Source organism: Ruegeria sp. 6PALISEP08, from assembly GCF_001238295.1.
Lineage (GTDB): Bacteria > Pseudomonadota > Alphaproteobacteria > Rhodobacterales > Rhodobacteraceae > Ruegeria.
Genome location: NZ_LGXZ01000001.1, coordinates 307,937 through 324,934, shown reverse-complemented (window position 1 = coordinate 324,934; position 16,998 = coordinate 307,937). Strand labels below are relative to the sequence as shown.

Here is a 16,998-nt window from a genome sequence, read left to right as displayed (position 1 = left end):
CGGCGCAATACGCATGACCCTCCGCCTCGCCACCCTCTCCCTGCTGATCCTCTACCCCATCGCGTGGTTCGCCCCGCTGATGCGCGCAGGGTTCCTGCCGATCTTCGGCCTCTCAGAGATCAGCGTCATCACCGGGCTCCAGTCCCTGTGGAAATCCGACGTCTTCCTCGCGCTGATCGTCACAGTCTTCGCCCTCTTCGCGCCCTACATCAAAACTATCGGAACCGCCCTGATCCAATGGAACCTGCTGGATGCCCGCGTCCAACCCGCACTGAACATCCTCGGCAAACTGGCAATGGCCGACATCTTCCTAATCGCGCTCTACATCACTCTGGCCAAGGGCATCTCTTACGCGACCATCGAAACCGCATGGGGTCTCTACCTGTTCACAGCCTGCATTCTGGCTTCCATCGCGCTTGGCCATATTACAGAGATGACATCCACTTCACGAAAACCTCAGACCTAATTGATTGAAAACACGTACCTAAGTATCATCTTTATATTTCGAGCAGTGCAGTTTTGTAGTTTCCAGGTCCGCAGCGGATCGCCCTAAGTTCTGTGATCTTCCTCCGCTTCGGCCCGGTGTGTTCCGGTTTGAAGAAGGAGTACGACGATCATGGCCGCCCTCCATAATATAACATTGCAATGTCAGAATGCCTTTTTGAGATTGACTTTTTTACTGATCTGCATGGCGGCCTTGCTGGCCGTTTCAGCCACGCTTTTTTCCGCTTTGGGTGTTTTGCCCTGGCTTTCAATGCAGGCCGGACTCGGCAATGGACCGGTGACAGACGCCGGGATGTTCATCCAGATCGGCCTGACCGCACTGATTCTCATGCTGGCGTTTTATCTGCCTGCCAATGCGCGAATGATGGCGCTGGAAAACAACCATCGCAAATTTGCCCTCAACATGCATGACATCGCGGAAGCCTATCAGATGGCCCATGCCGCCGACCGTGGCGGGCTGTTCATGATGTCGTCCGAGTTTGACGCGGTCAAAGAACGCATGGCATTTTTGCGCCAGCACCCTGATCTACAATCGCTCGAGCCTGAGATACTGGAATTGGCCGCACAGATGAGCCAGATCAGCCAGGAACTGGCCGAGACCTATGGCGACGCACGGGTCGAACGTGCGCAGATGTTCCTGCAACAGCGGCAGGAAGAGATTGAGCTGTTCCAACAGCGGCTGGGAGAGGCTCAGGTCATCCAGAACGAATTGCGCCAATGGACGCGCGATGTGGAAATGGAAGAGACAATCGCCAAGTCGCAACTGGCACGCCTGCGGGACGAGCTGTTTGAGCTTCTGCCCGAGCTGTCGACTCAATTGCACGCACCGCGCAGCGAAAAGTCCTCCAAAGCGTCCAGCGTTATTGCCATGTCCCCCCCTCGGGCGGCGGAATAGGCGCGTCAGCGCCCGCTGCGGACGATGGCCCATCCGGGCCTGAGGCCGCAGCGCGCCACCGGCGGTAAGGAAAGCCCGCAAGGGCTTGAAGAACCGCCCAAGCTCGGGCACGAAGTGCGTCATGGCAAAAACGACTTCTTTCTCCTGCTCAGCCTGCGGAGCAACTCATACGCGGTGGTCCGGACGCTGCGATGCCTGCGGCGAGTGGAATACAATCATTCAGGACGCGCCCCTTTCGGCTGGCCCGGCCAAAAAATCCCTCGGCGGCAAACGCGGCCAGTCCATCGCACTCACGGATTTGTCGACCGAGGAAACACCTCCGCCCCGCACCCTCTGCGGAGTCGAAGAACTCGACCGCGTACTCGGAGGTGGTTTGGTCCCGGCCTCTGCGCTTCTGGTGGGCGGAGACCCGGGTATCGGTAAATCCACGCTACTCTTGCAAGCCGCAGCCCGTTTTGCGCGTGCAGGCGTTAAAACCATCTATGTCTCGGGCGAAGAAGCCAGTGCACAAGTTCGAATGCGCGCACGTCGTCTGGGCCTTGAGGACGCACCGGTGCAACTGGCGGCAGAGACCAATCTACGCGACATTCTTACGACGCTTGAGGCCGAAAAGCCCGGTCTGGCGATCATCGACTCGATCCAGACCATGTGGGCCGACAACGTTGACAGCGCTCCGGGGTCGGTGTCACAGGTCCGGGCCGCAGCACATGAATTGACCACGTTTGCAAAACGACACGGTGTTTCGATCATCATGGTCGGCCACGTCACCAAGGACGGCCAGATCGCAGGCCCCCGCGTTGTTGAACACATGGTCGACACCGTACTGTACTTCGAAGGTGAGCGCGGCCACCAGTTTCGTATCCTGCGCGCCGTCAAGAACCGCTTTGGCCCCGCTGATGAGATCGGCGTTTTCGAGATGACAGGCAAAGGGCTGGCTCAGGTCACCAACCCGTCGGCCCTGTTCCTGTCGGAACGCGGTACGCCCAGCCCCGGTTCGGCCGTTTTCGCTGGCATTGAAGGCACCCGCCCCGTTCTGGTGGAACTGCAGGCCCTCGTGGCCCCCTCGCCCCATTCTCAGCCCCGCCGCACGGTGGTTGGATGGGACAGTGGGCGGCTGGCCATGATCCTTGCCGTGCTCGAGGCGCGCTGTGGAATCCCCTTTGCCGGGCTCGATGTTTATCTGAACGTCGCCGGAGGGCTGAAAATCAGCGAACCCGCTGCTGATCTCGCTGTGGCCGCGGCCCTGCTCAGTGCCCGCGAAGACACCGCCCTGCCCGCTGAGACGGTTGTTTTTGGAGAAATCTCGCTGTCCGGGGCACTTAGACCAGCCCCGCAGACCGAAAATAGGTTGAAAGAAGCGCAAAAACTTGGTTTCACAGCGGCAATTGCTCCGGCAGGTGGCAAAACCGGCACTGTGGCAGGTCTGTCACTCACCCGACCCTCTGATTTGGTTGGGTTTGTTGGCGAAACCTTCGGATCAGGTTAAGGTCGCGCCCTGAGGGGCAGAAAACAAACAGGCGAGGGCCATGGAAGGTTTTACAATAATTGACGGGGTCGTCGCCCTGATCATCGTGATGTCGGGCATATTGGCCTACTCGCGTGGCTTCATGCGCGAGGTTCTTGCCATCGCAGGCTGGGTCGCGGCGGCCGTTCTGGCGTTCATCTTTGCCCCACAGGCCGTACCGCTGGTCAAGGAGATCCCGGTTGTCGGAGATTTCCTGCGCGACAGTTGCGAGCTTTCGGTCATCACAGGTTTTGCGGCAGTCTTTGCCATTGCGCTGATTGTGGTCAGCATATTCACCCCCCTGTTTTCTTCGCTTGTGCAACGCTCGGCCTTGGGCGGTCTGGATCAGGCACTGGGTCTTTTCTTCGGTATCGCACGCGGCATCCTGCTGGTTGCGATCGCCTTCTTTGTCTATGACACCGTCATGACCGGTCAGTCCTACACGATCGTCGACGAAAGCCGTTCGGCCAAAGTGTTTGAACAGTTCAGCAGCCAGATCGAAGAACAAAATCCCGAGGCCGCTTTGGGCTGGGTTACAGCGCAATATGAAGAGCTGGTGGCCAGCTGCACGGCAGACAACGCCCAGCCTGCAACCACGGCGCCTGCCGAAGGTTAAACGCTCTTTCGTATGGATTTCACGGAAAAGCCCGGCCCTGCCCGGGCTTTTTTCATGCCGGTCAGTTGAAACCTTCGCCACCACACACGGTGCATCGGATGGTTTTCAATCCGAAACACCCATCGCACCGGCTGAAGATGGGTTTACCCAAAGTATCGCGGCCTTTGACAACTTCGCCTGCACCGTTGCAGATCTGACAGGGCGCCCGCCCCATGCCTCGGCACCGATGACACCGTTGCTTTATCCGTTCCTGCTTGTTCTGTTGAGGCTTATGCTGCCACATTCAGGCCCTCTGTGTGCTTGACCACTCTAAACTTGCACATATTCACTAGCATGACAGCATATATGACTGCACATGTCATCCATTTCATGAGCAAGCGTCTCCGCGCACAAATTCAGCCTGCGGCAATAGGTGAGTGTGATCCTTTGATGACAGCCCGCTCATTAGTCTTTATGTGGAGGCCAACCCGCCACGGAATCGGAGCCACCGATCTTGTTCTTTCTGTACGAATGCGCGCTGGTCGTGATGATGGTCGCCCTATTGGCGTCAAGTTCACCTGCTACCAAAACACCCGCGCAGGCTTTGCAGACGGCCCGAAACCGAAGAGCGGTCAGTCCTCAGATCAAATCGTCATAGAAGTTGGAGCCCCGTAAATGTGTGGGATTTTGGGAATCGCAAGCCGGACACATGATGTGTTTGCCGAGATCTATGACGGGCTGCTGATGCTGCAGCACCGGGGTCAGGATGCTTCCGGGATCGTGACCTATAATGGCGAGTTTTTCCGCGAGAAGAAAGCCAACGGTCTCGTCAAAGACGTGTTCAATGCGCAAGATGCCGAAACCCTTTTGGGCCAGGTTGGCATGGGTCATGTGCGTTATCCGACGGCCGGATCGCTTAGTGCCGCCGAGGCGCAGCCCTTCTTTGTGAACGCCCCTTACGGCATCTATCTGGTTCACAACGGCAACATTACCAACACCGCCGAACAGCGCGAAAAGGTTACCGGCAAATACAGCCGTCACCTGCGCACCACGTCAGATTCCGAAATCCTGCTGAACGTACTGGCCGACAAGGTGGCGGACGCGATCAAGGTGAACGGCAATGCCGAACCCATCCGCAATCTGTTTGCCGGTGTGAAGATGACGATGGAACGCGTTCAGGGCGCCTATTCCGTGATCTGTCTGGTCGCAGGCGTCGGGATGTTGGCATTCCGCGATCCGTTTGGCATTCGTCCACTGTCGGTTGCAAAGCGCGAGGTGGATGGCCAAGGCGATGACTATGCATTTGCTTCGGAAGACGTGGCCTTTGGCATCAACGGCTTCGAAAAACTGCGCGATCTGCGCCCGGGTGAAGCGATCCTGATCGATCTGGACGGCAACATGCACGAGTTCCAGGCCGTCGAAGGCAAGCTGACGCCCTGTATCTTTGAGTATGTCTATCTGGCTCGTCCGGACTCATTGCTGGATGGCGTTTCTGTTTACAAAACCCAGATGCGTATGGGTCAGACGCTGGCTAAACAGATTCAGGACTCGGGTCTGGAAATCGACCGGATCATTCCTGTGCCGGACAGTGCCCGCCCCGTGGCGCTGGAAGCCGCCAAGATCACCGGCATCCCTTATCGTGAAGGACTGGTGAAAAACCGTTATGTCGGACGCACCTTCATCATGCCGGGTCAGGCAGAGAGGCAGAAGTCCGTTCGCCGCAAGCTGAACGCCGTCCCGCTTGAGTTTGACGGGCACAGCGTTTTGCTGATCGACGATTCCATCGTGCGTGGCAACACCATCAAAAAGATCGTTCAAATGTGTCGCGACGCCGGAGCCAAGAAAGTCTATGTCGCCAGCGCCTCGCCCCCGGTGCAGTATCCCAATGTCTACGGCATCGACATGCCAACCAAGACCGAGCTGATCGCAAACGGCAAAGAGATCGAAGAGATCCGCGAAGAGCTGGGCGCGGATGCGCTGTTCTATCAAGACCTCGACGATCTGATCTGGGCGGCCAAAGAAGGCAATCCCGAGATCGAAGCCTTTGACTGTTCTTGCTTCGACGGCAATTACATCACCGGCAGCGTCAGCGAGGATTATCTGGACAATCTGGAAAACAGCAGCCGCGTCAGCCAGAAACGCGCCGATATGCAGATTCCGGGCGGATCGTGGAACGCAGCCAAGCTGGCCTCGGGCTGATTGGCAAACGCTTGGAATTCAACCGACACCGAGACGATGCGAATCGCTTCGGCAAAACCGGTTGATCCCAACAGCTCACGGTGCTGCGATGAGTGGAAACTTGCCGCAACTCCGCGGTGAACGTCTTGCGTTCTCAATGGCTTTCATTTGCCGGTTTCAGCCTTGATGACGTGTGCGTGTGATGCGCTTTTGCTTATCCTCTGGTTTTGGTAACTGACCGGCACCACTCACCTAGCAAAGGGGTTCGGGCCATGGTCCGCGCCGCAAACCATGTCGAACTCGATAGTCAAAAGCACGGCCACGCAGAAGGGTGCATTGAAGAAGAATACCGTGTCGGTATTGGGGATATTTGGACCCAAAAGTGATCTGCGTGCCTTGATGCGCCTGTCATCGGGCCGTGTGAAAGAAGTCAAACCCGGCAGCCGTGTTGCCTCGGGTACAGTGATTGCCATTGATGAAGATGGCATCATGCTGCGACAAAGCGGCCAGACCAAGCGTATCACCATTCCCGGCAGCTAATCGCGTCTTGACGCCCCGCGCGCGGGGGTTCAAACCGCAGCCATGACCGATCAGACCAAAATTGCCCTTGTCACCGGGGCCTCTCGCGGGTTGGGCGCTGCCCTTGCCGAAGCCCTGGCACCCGAATATCACATCGTCGCCGTCGCCCGCACCACCGGCGGGCTGGAAGAGCTGGACGACCGGATCAAGACCAAGGGCGGCTCGGCCACTCTGGCCCCTATGGACATCACCGATCCCAATGCCATGGCGACCCTGTGCCGTGGTATTCACGACCGATGGGGTAAGGTAGACTTGTGGCTGCACACGGCCATTCACACGTCTGCGCTGACGCCTACACATTTCATCGATCCGAAAGAGTGGTCAAAGGCCGTCAATACCAACGCCAATGCAACCTCGGTTCTGATTCCCTATGTGACGCCCCTTCTGGGCGAAAATGGTCACGCGGTGTTCTTTGACGACCCGAAAGCTGGCGAGAAGTTCTATGGCATCTATGGGGCCACCAAGGCCGCGCAGATCGCTCTGGCCCGTAGCTGGGCCGCCGAGACCGAGCGCACCGGTCCGCGCGTTTCGATTGTCGAGCCTGCACCGATGCCTACTGCCGTACGCGCACGTTTCCATCCCGGAGAGGATCGGGATGCGCTGAACAGCACCGCAGATGAAGCAGCGCGGATTCTGGCGTTACTTTAGAAAATGGCCCTGACGGGCCATGCCCCCGGCGGAGGTATTTTTAGCCAGATGAAGCTGGGGTCAGGCGATATGAACGCCGTTGCGGCCAGCCAGATCGACAAAGAACTGCCAGGCGACACGGCCCGAGCGCGAACCGCGCGTGGCCTGCCATTCGATCGCCTCGGCGCGCAGAGTATCTGTATCAACTGAGACACCATAAGCCGCGCAATAGCGGTCGATCATGGCAAGATATTCGTCTTGATCGCAAGGGTGGAAACCCAGCCACAGACCGAAGCGGTCAGATAGTGAGACTTTTTCCTCAACTGCTTCCGAAGGGTTGATGGCGCTGGACCGTTCGTTTTCGATCATGTCCCGCGGCATCAGGTGACGACGGTTCGAAGTGGCGTAAAAAACAACGTTTTCGGGGCGTCCTTCGATACCACCATCCAGAACGGCCTTGAGCGATTTGTAATGCTGATCATCGTGGCTGAACGACAGGTCATCGCAGAACAGGATGAATCTGTACGGTGCAGAGCGCAGGTGGTTCAGCAAGCGGGCGACCGAGGCCATGTCCTCGCGCTGTAGCTCCACAAGTTTCAGGTCAGGATGATCCGCGCTTAGTGTGCCGTGGACCGCCTTTACAAGGCTGGACTTGCCCATTCCCCGTGCACCCCACAACAACGCGTTGTTCGCCTTGTAACCGGACGCGAACCGGCGGGTGTTGTCGAGCAATGTGTCCCGCGACCGGTTTATTCCAACCAACAGATCCAGATCGACGCGATTAACCTGCTCAACCGGTTCCAACCGTTCCGGTTCCACATGCCAGACAAAAGCCGGGGCTGCGTTGAAATCCGGTGTGGCCAGAGGCGCCGGTGCCATGCGTTCCAATGCAGCGGCAATGCGGTTCAGGGCTTGTTCGTCCATCGGATCCTCCGGTCAAATTTGGATGGGTTCAAAGCATGTTCTGATTGGCGCAACAAGGCCCACAAACGAAAAAGGCGCACCCCGATGAGGCGCGCCTGTGTTGTTTTCTTAGCAGATTACTTCTTGTCTTCGAATTCCTGCATCAGGTCTTCATCCGCCTCTGCCTCTTCATCGTCGTAGTAGCCGTCGGCACGCAATTGCTCTTCCCGCTTCCGTTCAACCCGGGCCACCAGGAAGATCGAAATCTCGTAGAGGCCATAGACCACAATAAAGAGAATGATCTGAGTGATCACGTCAGGAGGCGTCACAACGGCCGCCAGAACCAAAATGCCAATAACCGCATATTTGCGCACGGCACCCAGCCCCTCGGCGCTGACCAGCCCAGCCTTGCCCATGAGGGTCAAAAGAACCGGCAACTGGAAGCAAAGTCCAAAGGCCACGATAAACTTGATTGTCAGGTTCAGATATTCCTGCGCCGAACCCTGGAACACCACGCTCAATGGTGCAGTAGTTGAACCATCTGCCACGGCTTCACCTTCCGCGCCGAACTGCTGGAATCCCAGAAAGAAATCATAGGCCAGCGGCGTGACAACATAAAAGGCAAAGCTTGCGCCCAAAAGGAACATGAACGGCGAGGCCAGCATGAAGGGCAGAAACGCGTTCTTTTCCGTCTTGTAGAGGCCCGGTGCCACGAAGCGCCACATCTGCATTCCGATATATGGAAACGCCAGAATGAACCCGCCCAGCAGCGAGACCTTGATGGCCACAAAGAACCCTTCCTGCGGCGAGATGAAGATCAGCCCGCAATCCTGCCCGCGTTCGGTCAGAACCTCACACAGAGGGTTGGTCAGAAAGTTGAAAAGCGGCGTGGCCACAGTAAAGCAGATGATCATACCGACCAGAAAGGCCGCGACACAGTGAATCAACCGCGTGCGCAGCTCGGCCAGATGTTCGATCAATGGGGCCGAGGTATCTTCGATCTCGTCGGTTTTAGTCATGTCTTGCTTTCAGTGTTCAGCGCCGCTTCAGCTTCTTCAGCTTTGACCAGCGCATCTGCAGCTTCTTTGGCCTTACGCTCGGCAGCGGCGCGGGCAGTGGTGGCCTGAATCTTCTTGGCCTGCTCGGCGCGCTCTGTCGCCAGCTTACCGGTTTCGCTGTCCGGATCGAACTTGGTCGGATCGATGCTTTTCGCCATTTCCTGCGCGGCTTGTTTTACGCCGTCCATAGCCGAACCCACAGGATTCGCGGCGGCGTTGAGACCTTGCTTGATCTCATTCACCCCGGCCTGATCGGCGGCCTCGTTCATGGCACTACTGAACTCACGCGCCATTCCGCGCGCCTTGCCGACGAAGCGCCCGACATTGCGGAACATCACCGGCAGGTCCTTTGGCCCCACAACGATCAGGGCAACAATGCCAATGACCAGAAGTTCGGTCCAGCCAAGATCAAACATCTGAGCTTACACCTTGTCTTTCTCGGTCTCGGGTGTGACGTCTTTGGCCACTTCGGCAGCGTCCTGATCCAACTCGTCCGCGCCTTCCTTGACGCCTTTCTTGAACGACGTGATGCCTTTTCCAACTTCACCCATCAGCGAACTGATCTTACCACGGCCAAACAGAACCAGTACCACAACGGCGATCAGCAGAAGACCGGGAAGGCCGATATTGTTGAGCATGTCTCTTCTCCTTTTTCATCGACGCGGTTGCGCGCCGGGAATATGAACTGGGTCCGTGTTTACGCCCGGATGCTTTGTCTCAAAAGGGATCAGGCGCAGATTGAGGGTAAAATTTGATGTCATCCGGCAGAATCTAAGGGGTCGCATTTTCCAACTGACAGGTTTATGTCAGTTGGGTATGATTAATGAGGCGATATCGAAACCTGGTCAACGGAGAACCACATGACCCATGTTGCTGAAATCGTCACCTTCACTCTCGCCAATGGCACCACGCCGGAAGAGTTCGTGAAACTCAGCCAAACCTCTGAAGCCTTTGTGCGCAGCGCGCCGGGCTTTGCCCACCGCCAGCTCAGCCAGGGCGAAGACGGTCGCTGGACCGACTATGTCGTCTGGACAGATATGAAGGCCGCTCAGGACGCCGCAGCGCAATTTCCGAAACAGGACTTTGCTGCGGGCATGATGGCTGCCATTGACCCTGAAAGCGTCCAGATGCGCCACGAGAACGTGCTATGGAACATGACTGCCTAGGCGCAGTCTGGACGGCGTGACATGCGCCGCACGGATCGCCTGTTTGATATTATTCAGATCCTGCGCGACGGCAAACTGCACCGCGCGCAGGACATTGCGGACCGGCTCGAGGTGTCGGTCCGTACCATCTATCGCGACATGGATACGCTGGTGGCTTCGGGTTTTCCGGTCGAGGGTGAACGCGGCGTAGGTTACATGGTGCGCGAGCAGATCACGCTGCCCCCACTGAACCTGACCACAGCCGAGCTTGAAGCGCTGAACCTTGGCATGGCCATCGTGGCCGAGGCTGCCGACCCGGACCTGAAAGCCGCCGCCAATTCTCTGGCCGACAAGATCGACACTGTCCTGCCCACGCAAGTGGTAGCGGAGGCCGACGCATGGAAATTCGCGGTCTACCCCTTTGCCGATGCCGCCCGCGGGCTGGCACATATGGCCCCGATCCGCGCTGCCATCAAATCCCGCCAGAAACTCCGCTTGTCATATCGACGGATAGACGGGGTTCTGACCGACCGTTCCATCCGCCCGCTTCACATGGAATATTGGGGCCGCGTCTGGACCCTTACGGCATGGTGCGAGTTGCGCCAGGGTTTCCGCGTCTTCCGAATCGACCTGATCGAATCCGTGACGCCGCTACCGGAACTCTTTGCAGATGAACCCGGCAAACGCCTGAGCGACTACAACCCAAACGCCTGACCTTCTTCATCTTTTCAGAAATACTCCCGCCGAAGGCATGGCCCGGAACGGGCCATTCACCCTCACTTCAGGTAAGGTTCGGGATCGACCGACTCGAACCCTTTGCGCACTTCAAAATGCACATAGGCGTTGTCGCCACCCCGCAATTGCGCCAGCTTTTGCCCACGACGCACCCGGTCGCCTTTCTTGACCACGATATCATCGACATTGGCATAGACCGTCAGCAGATCGTTCTTGTGTTTGACGACGATGATCGGCACCTGATCCGCATCAGCCGTAATCGCCGCAACGGTGCCTGCCTCGGCTGCTGTGACGGCCGTGCCGGGTGCTGCGGCAATGTCGATACCTTCATTCTTGCCCTTGTTATAGCCACGAATGATTGTACCGCTCACCGGCAAAGACAGGGCTGAAGACCGAGAGTTGGTCGGGGCCTCGGCTGTTACATCCGGAGCCTCTGCCAGAGGCGCGACGCTTTCCTCGGGCAGCGGTTGCGTAGCACTCGGAGGGGTCGGGGTCGGCGACCCCTGCCCCGGCTCGGTCACTTCCGTAGCCACTACCGGCGCCGCAGCAGCAGCGTTTTGTCGTGGTGCAGTTTGGTTCTTGACCGGGATCAGCAGAAACTGACCTTCGCGCACGGTGAAGTCGGGGCCCAGCCCATTCCATTCGGCAAGCGCGTCGATCGGCACCTGATAGAGCCGCGAGATGGTATATGCCGTCTCGCCCCGCTTGACCTTGTGCCGGACCGGTTCCGGCCCCGTGGCCACAGGGGCCGGCGTTGGCGTTGGCGCGGGTTGCACAGGTTCCAGTGTTGTCGTCTGGACCGAGCTGGTATCCTGGGCCTGATCAATTGCGTTTCCAGCAACCGAGGCGATGTCCACCCCGCTGCCCGCACCGACCGAACGCGGCAGGGCCAACACTTCGCCATCTCGCAGGGTGTCGGTGGTCTGTAACCCGTTGAAGCGCGACAACTCACCTTCCGGCAGACCCACCCGTGCCGCCACATCCCGCACCGTGTCACCCTGGCGGGCCACGACAACCTGATAGTTGGGATAAGTGATTACGCCCCGGCTGTCCGGCGTCGGCCGTGATGTGGTGGCGGATTGCACCGCGTCAGTGGTCGAGAACCCGCCGACCTGCCCGCGCAGATCATAGTCCAGAGGCCCCTCACACCCGGCCAGAACGGCCACAGCGACCAGTCCGGTCGCGCAGCGGCGCATAGATGGTTTGGATACTGCTTTCATAATTCTGTCCTCAAAGCCCGCCCCTGTTGTCCGGGGTTCCGGCGACCAACTCACAAAGCCTGCTAGGTTTCGTCCCTGCCAAGCCCCTCAAGCAGAGGCACAAAACGAACCGACGTCAATTCATCATAGTCCAGACCGGTCTCGGTGCGCGTCACTTTGATCAGCTGCTGCACCGCATCCGACTGTCCCACGGGTAAAACCATGATACCCCCGATTTTAAGCTGCGCCAAGAGCGGGCCCGGAGGGTCTTCGGCTGCAGCCGTCACAATGATCCGGTCAAAGGGTGCCTGTTCCGAAAGACCATAAGATCCATCCGACAACATCGCGGTGATATTGGTCAGCCCCAGATCGGCAAATAGCTTGCCCGTTTCGCTGACCAACCGCCGGTGGCGTTCGACGGTATAGACCCGACGTGCCAGTTTCGACAGGATCGCCGCCTGATAACCCGAGCCGGTTCCGATCTCGAGCACGGTGTCCCGCGCCCGCACATCCAGCGCCTGTGTCATCAACCCGACGACCGAAGGCTGGCTAATTGTCTGACCGCAGGCAATCGGCAGCGGCATGTCCTCGTAAGCACGGTCTGCGAAAAGGCCGGTGACAAACCGCCCCCGGTCCACCTGCTCCATCGCCGCCAGAACGCGCGCATCGGTCACGCCCCGTTTACGCAGGGCAAACAGGAACTGCATTACGGTTTCAGGATCCAGTCCGCTCATTCGACTGCCTTCAATGCCTCCAGCATATCGTGCGCGGTCAAGTCAGCGCGCATCGGCGTGACCGAGATATAGCCTTCCAAATTGACCGCCGCATCGGTGCCCGGAGCCGTCGGGTTGTGCTGATAGCCGCCCTTGATCCACAAGAACCGCCGCCCCGAGGGCGAGCTGTGCGGCTCAACCGAGAAATGCGTGTCGCGTCGAAAGCCCTGCGCCGCCACGCGTGTTCCCAACACCTCATCTGCCGGAACAGGTGGAAAATTCACGTTGTAGAACAGACGGTAATCGCCCTGCTCTGCCGGGGTGGCATCCAGAATGCGCCGCACCAGATCGGCCCCAAAGCGCGCAGCGGCCTCAAACGGATCATCCAGCCCCAGATTGCGTGGGCCAAAATACTGAGACAATGCAATCGCGGGTACGCCCTGCAGCGCCGCTTCCATCGCGCCACCAATGGTGCCTGAATAAAGCGTGTTCTCAGCCGAATTGTTCCCCCGATTCACACCGGACAAAATCAGATCTGGCGGGCAATCCACCATCACATCATGCAACCCTGCCAATACACAATCCGCAGGCGACCCCTCGGCCGCATAGCGCCGCTCGCTCAGCTTGGCGATCATCGTGGGATGGGTGTAACTGATGCAATGCCCTACGCCGGACTGCTCGAAGGCAGGCGCAACCACCCAGACCTCACCATCCGGTCCGGCCAGCTCGGCTGCAATCGCTTCCAGCGTGATCAGGCCCGGAGCGTTGATCCCGTCATCATTGGTCAGAAGAATACGCATGCCCGTTTCACCCCCGCGTTTGGCCCTTGATAGACCCCGACCTGCGTTGCGGCAAGCGACGTGGACCCCCAATCTGAGGCTTTCGCGCACCACTTGCGGGGAAATCGAGCGGTTGAACTTACGTGTCGGGGAAAACGAAACACCGGTCGCGTCGGATAGTCAGCCACATGACCCTGCCCGGACCCGGCACAAAGACATTCGGAACCGTGGCCCTGAGGATCGAACCGTCATAGTCCATGCGAAATTCTATCAGGCTTTCGTTGCCAAGGAAGCGCGCGCGTTCAACGACACCGCGCGCCGCGACACCATCCGTCGGCGTGGGCAGAGGTCCCTTGCCGTTTCGGTCGAAATCCAGCTTGACGTGCTGCGGGCGGAAAACGATCTCGACATCCGTTCCATCCGGAATACCCGGCGCAAGGAATTGACCAAACGGCGTATCCGCCAACGCCCCATTCACCTGCGCGCGCAACACGTTGACATCACTAAAAAATGCTACAGCCGCCTTGTCTGCCGGGCGGGTATAAACGTTATAGGGCGCGCCCTGCTGGACGATCTTGCCGCGTCGCATCAGGGCGATTTCGTCAGCCATGCGCATCGCCTCTTCCGGCTCGTGCGTGACCAGCAAAACGGCGGCATCCTCTTCCTTGAGGATGGCCAGTGTTTCGTCCCGAATGCCGTCTCGCAAACGGTTGTCGAGGCCCGAGAACGGTTCATCCATCAGCATGATCCGCGGGCGCGGCGCCAATGCGCGGGCCAATGCCACACGCTGCTGCTCACCGCCCGACAACTGATGCGGAAACCCGTCGATGAAGCGCATCAGGTCTACTTTGCGCAGCAATTCCTCAACCCGGGCGCGCTTTTCGTCCTTGGTGCCTTTCAGACCGAATGCCACGTTATTGGCCACGCTCAGATGTGGGAACAGCGCAAAATCCTGAAACATCAGACCGATCTCGCGCCGTTCCGGCGGCACCCGGAACACCGTGTCGCAGATCAGCTTGCCATCGACGTAAATCTCACCCGAGTCCTGCATTTCGACCCCGGCGATCATGCGCAGCGTCGTGGACTTGCCGCAACCTGACGGCCCCAGCAAACAGGTCACCTTCCCCGCTTGCACGGTCAGTGACACGTCATCCACGACCACCCGCCCTTCGAACCGGCAGATAATGTTGCGAATTTCCAAACGCGGAGGAGATGCGTTACCTGTCACCGATGGACCCCATTTGCCTTTCCCGATCAATTCCATCGGGCTTGGGCGGGGATAGCAACCCCGCCTCTCAGGTGCAAGGGATCAGCAGCAACCACCGCCCGAAGATGCGGCCTCACCCACGGCCTCAAACGGGCTTTCACCGCCGCAGCCATCGAAGATGCCGTAATGGGTCGAGAAGTCGCCGATAAAATCAAAGTGCCGCGCGAACCGTGTATCCTGCAACATCATCCATGTGTTGCCACAGACCGGAAAGACCTTGCCGGTTTCGATGATATGGTGATCGTCCAGAACAAACTCATGCGGCGCATTGGGCACGGTGCCCTTATAGATCACCGCCTGACCATAGTCTTCACAGGCCGGTTCCAGCGCGGGCAGTTTGAAAAGGCGGTAGGTGGCCGACAGGAATTTCAGCGGGGCCACACGTGCTTCAAGCACGGGGTTTTCGATGGTCAACGGGCGGTGCGTCTTGCGACGCGGATCACCAAAACCGGCTTTGCGCGCCATCGACAGGAAGTCATTCCAGTACAAAGCACCCGACAGGCATTCGCCATACAGAACCTCATCTTCGGCCATCGCCTGCGGGATACGGCGGTCTGCGTAGACGTCCGAGAAATACATCTCGCCGCCCTCTTTCAGAAGCCGATGCGCGCCGCGCAGAACAGCATCTTTGTCGGTTGCAAGGTTGATCACGCAGTTCGACACGATGATATCGAAGGATCCCGGTTCTAGGTCCAGTTCATCCAGTTTTTCGATATACCCGTGATGGAATTCAACGTTGCTTTTTGCATGCCCAAAGGCTTGGGCATGATAGTCCTGATGCGCGCGGGCAACATCCAACTGCTCGGGCGTCATGTCCACACCGACCACCCGACCCTTTTCGCCCACCATGGCCGACAAGGCATAGACGTCACGCCCCGCGCCGCAGCCCAGATCGAGGATCGACATGCCTTCAAGATCCAGAGGCGCGATCAGACCACAGCCGTAATACCGGGTCAGCACCTCGTCATGGACTTTCGAGAGGATCTTTTTGACGTGATCCGGCATGTCATCGGGCGTGCAGCACGCGTTGGTCTGCAAATCCGCGCTGCTTTGCAGGACTTCACCATAATAATTCTGCACCGATTCATGCTTCATCGCGCTCTTCCCCTTGTAAGTGGTTGCATCGCAGCTAATGCAGCTACCTCTCGTTCGCAATCCGGGGAAGGTGTTTCTGACGAAACCGTGAGCCTTCCGGCGCAGCTTTAGCCCAGCAGATCAAAATCCAATCCAGCGCGGATTACACCGTTTACCTGAACTTCCAACCGATGTGCTCCGGGCACCAGCTTGAACGTCGTGGCATCACCCTTAAACTTGTGACGCTTGGCCAGCTTCAGCTTGCCGCCTTTCAAAGCTGCCTGCTTCAGCTTATGAACCTTAGCTGAGGTTTTCCCCCCAGGGCGTTGAAAGTGAATAATATAATCGACCAGAACCGGTTGTTCACCATGCCCGCTCAGTTCAACCGAAAACTCAAGCGCCTCGCCAATGCGCGCTTCGGAAATCAGATCAATCACAACCGCAATACCAGCATCCGGATCATATCCCAGCATCTTCATTGCTTCCGGATGCCCCGCTTTGACAAGGCCGCGCAGCGTATGAGAGGTTATCCAGTCCAGCTCTGCCGCGACCTGACGTCCCTCAGAGCGCCAATCGCCCAGACGCCCCAGCACCAAATCCGGGTCCTTCTTCGTGATGTCGTTCAGGTGATTGGCCACTGACCGCGTCACATACCTGGTGGTGTCACTGTGCAGCCGGTCCAAAAGAGGCAGCGGATCGGTCAGCCCAAGATCAATACCCTGCCCCCAAGGCAACCGGGGTCGTGTGCCCTCGCTGACCAATCGGCGCACATGATAGCTGTCATGGGTGCACCAGTCCTGCATCCGCCCCAGCACTTTGTCCGGGTCATGGTTCAGAAAGGGCCGAATGGCCCATTCCATTGAAAACCGCTGGGTTAACTCTTCCAGAACATCCAATGCCAGATCCACGTGATCCAGCCCGATGTCTGCGACCCACTCACCCAATGGTCCAAAGATGAAATCCCCGAAATCATCATCTGTTTTCGTGGGATCCAAAGGCGGTGGCAAGGCACGCAGGATCACCGGAGCAACCGCTGGCAAATCCCCCGGCACGGCCTGTTGCAGGCACGTTGCGATCCAGGCCATACGCTCTTTCAATTCCAGTTCAGGCAGGCGCGACATGACTTGCGCCTGAAACGCCGAGGCATCGAACGCCGGTTCAGCACTCGCAAATAACCCACTGATATAGCGCGTCTTATCAGCGTTGAATAACTGATCCTTTAACGAATAACCCTGCGCCATAG

The 16,998-nt window shown here is 58.2% G+C and carries 19 protein-coding genes; 9 read left to right on the top strand and 10 right to left on the bottom strand.

Going from position 1 to position 16,998, the window contains the following annotated elements:
* The first annotated feature begins 13 nt into the window (after nt 1–13).
* From ALB80_RS01680 to ALB80_RS01645, 7 genes are all read left to right on the top strand, one after another.
* On the top strand, nt 14–466 hold the full coding sequence (locus ALB80_RS01680) for a paraquat-inducible protein A (protein ID WP_050602275.1): 453 nt from the start codon (nt 14–16) through the stop codon (nt 464–466).
* Nucleotides 467–661: 195 nt separating this feature from the next.
* The gene (locus ALB80_RS01675; RefSeq protein ID WP_253276799.1) at nt 662–1,399 is read left to right on the top strand and encodes a DNA repair protein; all 738 of its coding nucleotides are present in this window, start codon (nt 662–664) and stop codon (nt 1,397–1,399) included.
* A 121-nt stretch (nt 1,400–1,520) separates the two neighbouring features.
* Nucleotides 1,521–2,885, top strand: coding sequence for a DNA repair protein RadA (radA, locus tag ALB80_RS01670; RefSeq protein WP_050602273.1), 1,365 nt, complete (start codon nt 1,521–1,523; stop codon nt 2,883–2,885).
* A gap of 40 nt (nt 2,886–2,925) precedes the next feature.
* On the top strand, nt 2,926–3,519 hold the full coding sequence (locus ALB80_RS01665; protein ID WP_050602272.1) for a CvpA family protein: 594 nt from the start codon (nt 2,926–2,928) through the stop codon (nt 3,517–3,519).
* 654 nt (nt 3,520–4,173) lie between these two features.
* On the top strand, nt 4,174–5,697 hold the full coding sequence (gene purF, locus ALB80_RS01655) for an amidophosphoribosyltransferase (RefSeq protein WP_050602270.1): 1,524 nt from the start codon (nt 4,174–4,176) through the stop codon (nt 5,695–5,697).
* A 315-nt stretch (nt 5,698–6,012) separates the two neighbouring features.
* The gene (locus tag ALB80_RS01650; RefSeq protein ID WP_253276798.1) at nt 6,013–6,216 is read left to right on the top strand and encodes a hypothetical protein; all 204 of its coding nucleotides are present in this window, start codon (nt 6,013–6,015) and stop codon (nt 6,214–6,216) included.
* A 42-nt stretch (nt 6,217–6,258) separates the two neighbouring features.
* Nucleotides 6,259–6,903 carry an SDR family oxidoreductase gene (locus tag ALB80_RS01645; RefSeq protein WP_050602268.1) on the top strand — a complete coding sequence of 215 codons (645 nt, stop codon included), beginning with the start codon at nt 6,259–6,261 and terminating at the stop codon, nt 6,901–6,903.
* Nucleotides 6,904–6,963: 60 nt separating this feature from the next.
* On the opposite strand, the gene ALB80_RS01640 is transcribed toward ALB80_RS01645, so the two are convergent.
* The 4 genes from ALB80_RS01640 to ALB80_RS01625 form a co-directional block, all read right to left on the bottom strand.
* On the bottom strand, nt 6,964–7,806 hold the full coding sequence (locus tag ALB80_RS01640; RefSeq protein ID WP_050602267.1) for an ATP-binding protein: 843 nt from the start codon (nt 7,804–7,806) through the stop codon (nt 6,964–6,966).
* Nucleotides 7,807–7,922: 116 nt separating this feature from the next.
* Nucleotides 7,923–8,804 carry a twin-arginine translocase subunit TatC gene (tatC, locus tag ALB80_RS01635; protein WP_050602266.1) on the bottom strand — a complete coding sequence of 294 codons (882 nt, stop codon included), beginning with the start codon at nt 8,802–8,804 and terminating at the stop codon, nt 7,923–7,925.
* Nucleotides 8,801–9,259 (bottom strand): Sec-independent protein translocase protein TatB, encoded by a 459-nt coding sequence (tatB, locus tag ALB80_RS01630; RefSeq protein ID WP_050602265.1) that lies wholly within the window; start codon nt 9,257–9,259, stop codon nt 8,801–8,803. Before tatB ends, tatC begins: the two co-directional genes overlap by 4 nt.
* Nucleotides 9,260–9,265: 6 nt before the next feature.
* On the bottom strand, nt 9,266–9,481 hold the full coding sequence (locus ALB80_RS01625; RefSeq protein WP_050602264.1) for a twin-arginine translocase TatA/TatE family subunit: 216 nt from the start codon (nt 9,479–9,481) through the stop codon (nt 9,266–9,268).
* A gap of 222 nt (nt 9,482–9,703) precedes the next feature.
* Here ALB80_RS01625 and ALB80_RS01620 point away from each other — a divergent pair, with 222 nt between their 5' ends.
* Together ALB80_RS01620 and ALB80_RS01615 are read left to right on the top strand one after the other, a co-directional pair.
* Nucleotides 9,704–10,009: a hypothetical protein gene (locus tag ALB80_RS01620; protein ID WP_050602263.1), complete on the top strand. Its 306-nt coding sequence runs from the start codon at nt 9,704–9,706 to the stop codon at nt 10,007–10,009.
* Nucleotides 10,010–10,030: 21 nt separating this feature from the next.
* Complete coding sequence (locus ALB80_RS01615) at nt 10,031–10,702, top strand: YafY family protein (protein ID WP_050602262.1); 672 nt, start codon at nt 10,031–10,033, stop codon at nt 10,700–10,702.
* Nucleotides 10,703–10,764: 62 nt separating this feature from the next.
* Here the strand turns inward: ALB80_RS01615 and ALB80_RS01610 are convergent, their stop codons facing one another.
* From ALB80_RS01610 to ALB80_RS01585, 6 genes are all read right to left on the bottom strand, one after another.
* On the bottom strand, nt 10,765–11,943 hold the full coding sequence (locus tag ALB80_RS01610) for a peptidoglycan DD-metalloendopeptidase family protein (RefSeq protein ID WP_050602261.1): 1,179 nt from the start codon (nt 11,941–11,943) through the stop codon (nt 10,765–10,767).
* 62 nt (nt 11,944–12,005) lie between these two features.
* On the bottom strand, nt 12,006–12,656 hold the full coding sequence (locus ALB80_RS01605; protein WP_050602260.1) for a protein-L-isoaspartate(D-aspartate) O-methyltransferase: 651 nt from the start codon (nt 12,654–12,656) through the stop codon (nt 12,006–12,008).
* Nucleotides 12,653–13,435 (bottom strand): 5'/3'-nucleotidase SurE, encoded by a 783-nt coding sequence (surE, locus tag ALB80_RS01600; protein ID WP_050602259.1) that lies wholly within the window; start codon nt 13,433–13,435, stop codon nt 12,653–12,655. Before surE ends, ALB80_RS01605 begins: the two co-directional genes overlap by 4 nt.
* Before the next feature lie 118 nt (nt 13,436–13,553).
* Nucleotides 13,554–14,678, bottom strand: a complete 1,125-nt coding sequence (locus tag ALB80_RS01595) for an ABC transporter ATP-binding protein (protein WP_172677847.1) — start codon at nt 14,676–14,678, stop codon at nt 13,554–13,556.
* A gap of 45 nt (nt 14,679–14,723) precedes the next feature.
* Nucleotides 14,724–15,776, bottom strand: a complete 1,053-nt coding sequence (locus tag ALB80_RS01590; RefSeq protein WP_050602258.1) for a methyltransferase domain-containing protein — start codon at nt 15,774–15,776, stop codon at nt 14,724–14,726.
* A gap of 107 nt (nt 15,777–15,883) precedes the next feature.
* On the bottom strand, nt 15,884–16,996 hold the full coding sequence (locus ALB80_RS01585) for a hypothetical protein (RefSeq protein WP_050602257.1): 1,113 nt from the start codon (nt 16,994–16,996) through the stop codon (nt 15,884–15,886).
* Between the last annotated feature and the right edge of the window lie 2 nt (nt 16,997–16,998).

What these genes read in the sequence shown, in the direction of transcription:
- ALB80_RS01680 (WP_050602275.1), top strand. Translation starts at nt 14, where the DNA reads ATGACCCTCCGCCTCGCCACCCTCTCCCTGCTGATCCTCTACCCCATC.
- radA (WP_050602273.1), top strand. Translation starts at nt 1,521, where the DNA reads ATGGCAAAAACGACTTCTTTCTCCTGCTCAGCCTGCGGAGCAACTCAT.
- ALB80_RS01665 (WP_050602272.1), top strand. Translation starts at nt 2,926, where the DNA reads ATGGAAGGTTTTACAATAATTGACGGGGTCGTCGCCCTGATCATCGTG.
- purF (WP_050602270.1), top strand. Translation starts at nt 4,174, where the DNA reads ATGTGTGGGATTTTGGGAATCGCAAGCCGGACACATGATGTGTTTGCC.
- ALB80_RS01645 (WP_050602268.1), top strand. Translation starts at nt 6,259, where the DNA reads ATGACCGATCAGACCAAAATTGCCCTTGTCACCGGGGCCTCTCGCGGG.
- ALB80_RS01640 (WP_050602267.1), bottom strand. Translation starts at nt 7,806, where the DNA reads ATGGACGAACAAGCCCTGAACCGCATTGCCGCTGCATTGGAACGCATG.
- tatC (WP_050602266.1), bottom strand. Translation starts at nt 8,804, where the DNA reads ATGACTAAAACCGACGAGATCGAAGATACCTCGGCCCCATTGATCGAA.
- tatB (WP_050602265.1), bottom strand. Translation starts at nt 9,259, where the DNA reads ATGTTTGATCTTGGCTGGACCGAACTTCTGGTCATTGGCATTGTTGCC.
- ALB80_RS01625 (WP_050602264.1), bottom strand. Translation starts at nt 9,481, where the DNA reads ATGCTCAACAATATCGGCCTTCCCGGTCTTCTGCTGATCGCCGTTGTG.
- ALB80_RS01620 (WP_050602263.1), top strand. Translation starts at nt 9,704, where the DNA reads ATGACCCATGTTGCTGAAATCGTCACCTTCACTCTCGCCAATGGCACC.
- ALB80_RS01615 (WP_050602262.1), top strand. Translation starts at nt 10,031, where the DNA reads ATGCGCCGCACGGATCGCCTGTTTGATATTATTCAGATCCTGCGCGAC.
- ALB80_RS01610 (WP_050602261.1), bottom strand. Translation starts at nt 11,943, where the DNA reads ATGAAAGCAGTATCCAAACCATCTATGCGCCGCTGCGCGACCGGACTG.
- ALB80_RS01605 (WP_050602260.1), bottom strand. Translation starts at nt 12,656, where the DNA reads ATGAGCGGACTGGATCCTGAAACCGTAATGCAGTTCCTGTTTGCCCTG.
- surE (WP_050602259.1), bottom strand. Translation starts at nt 13,435, where the DNA reads ATGCGTATTCTTCTGACCAATGATGACGGGATCAACGCTCCGGGCCTG.
- ALB80_RS01595 (WP_172677847.1), bottom strand. Translation starts at nt 14,678, where the DNA reads ATGGAATTGATCGGGAAAGGCAAATGGGGTCCATCGGTGACAGGTAAC.
- ALB80_RS01590 (WP_050602258.1), bottom strand. Translation starts at nt 15,776, where the DNA reads ATGAAGCATGAATCGGTGCAGAATTATTATGGTGAAGTCCTGCAAAGC.
- ALB80_RS01585 (WP_050602257.1), bottom strand. Translation starts at nt 16,996, where the DNA reads ATGGCGCAGGGTTATTCGTTAAAGGATCAGTTATTCAACGCTGATAAG.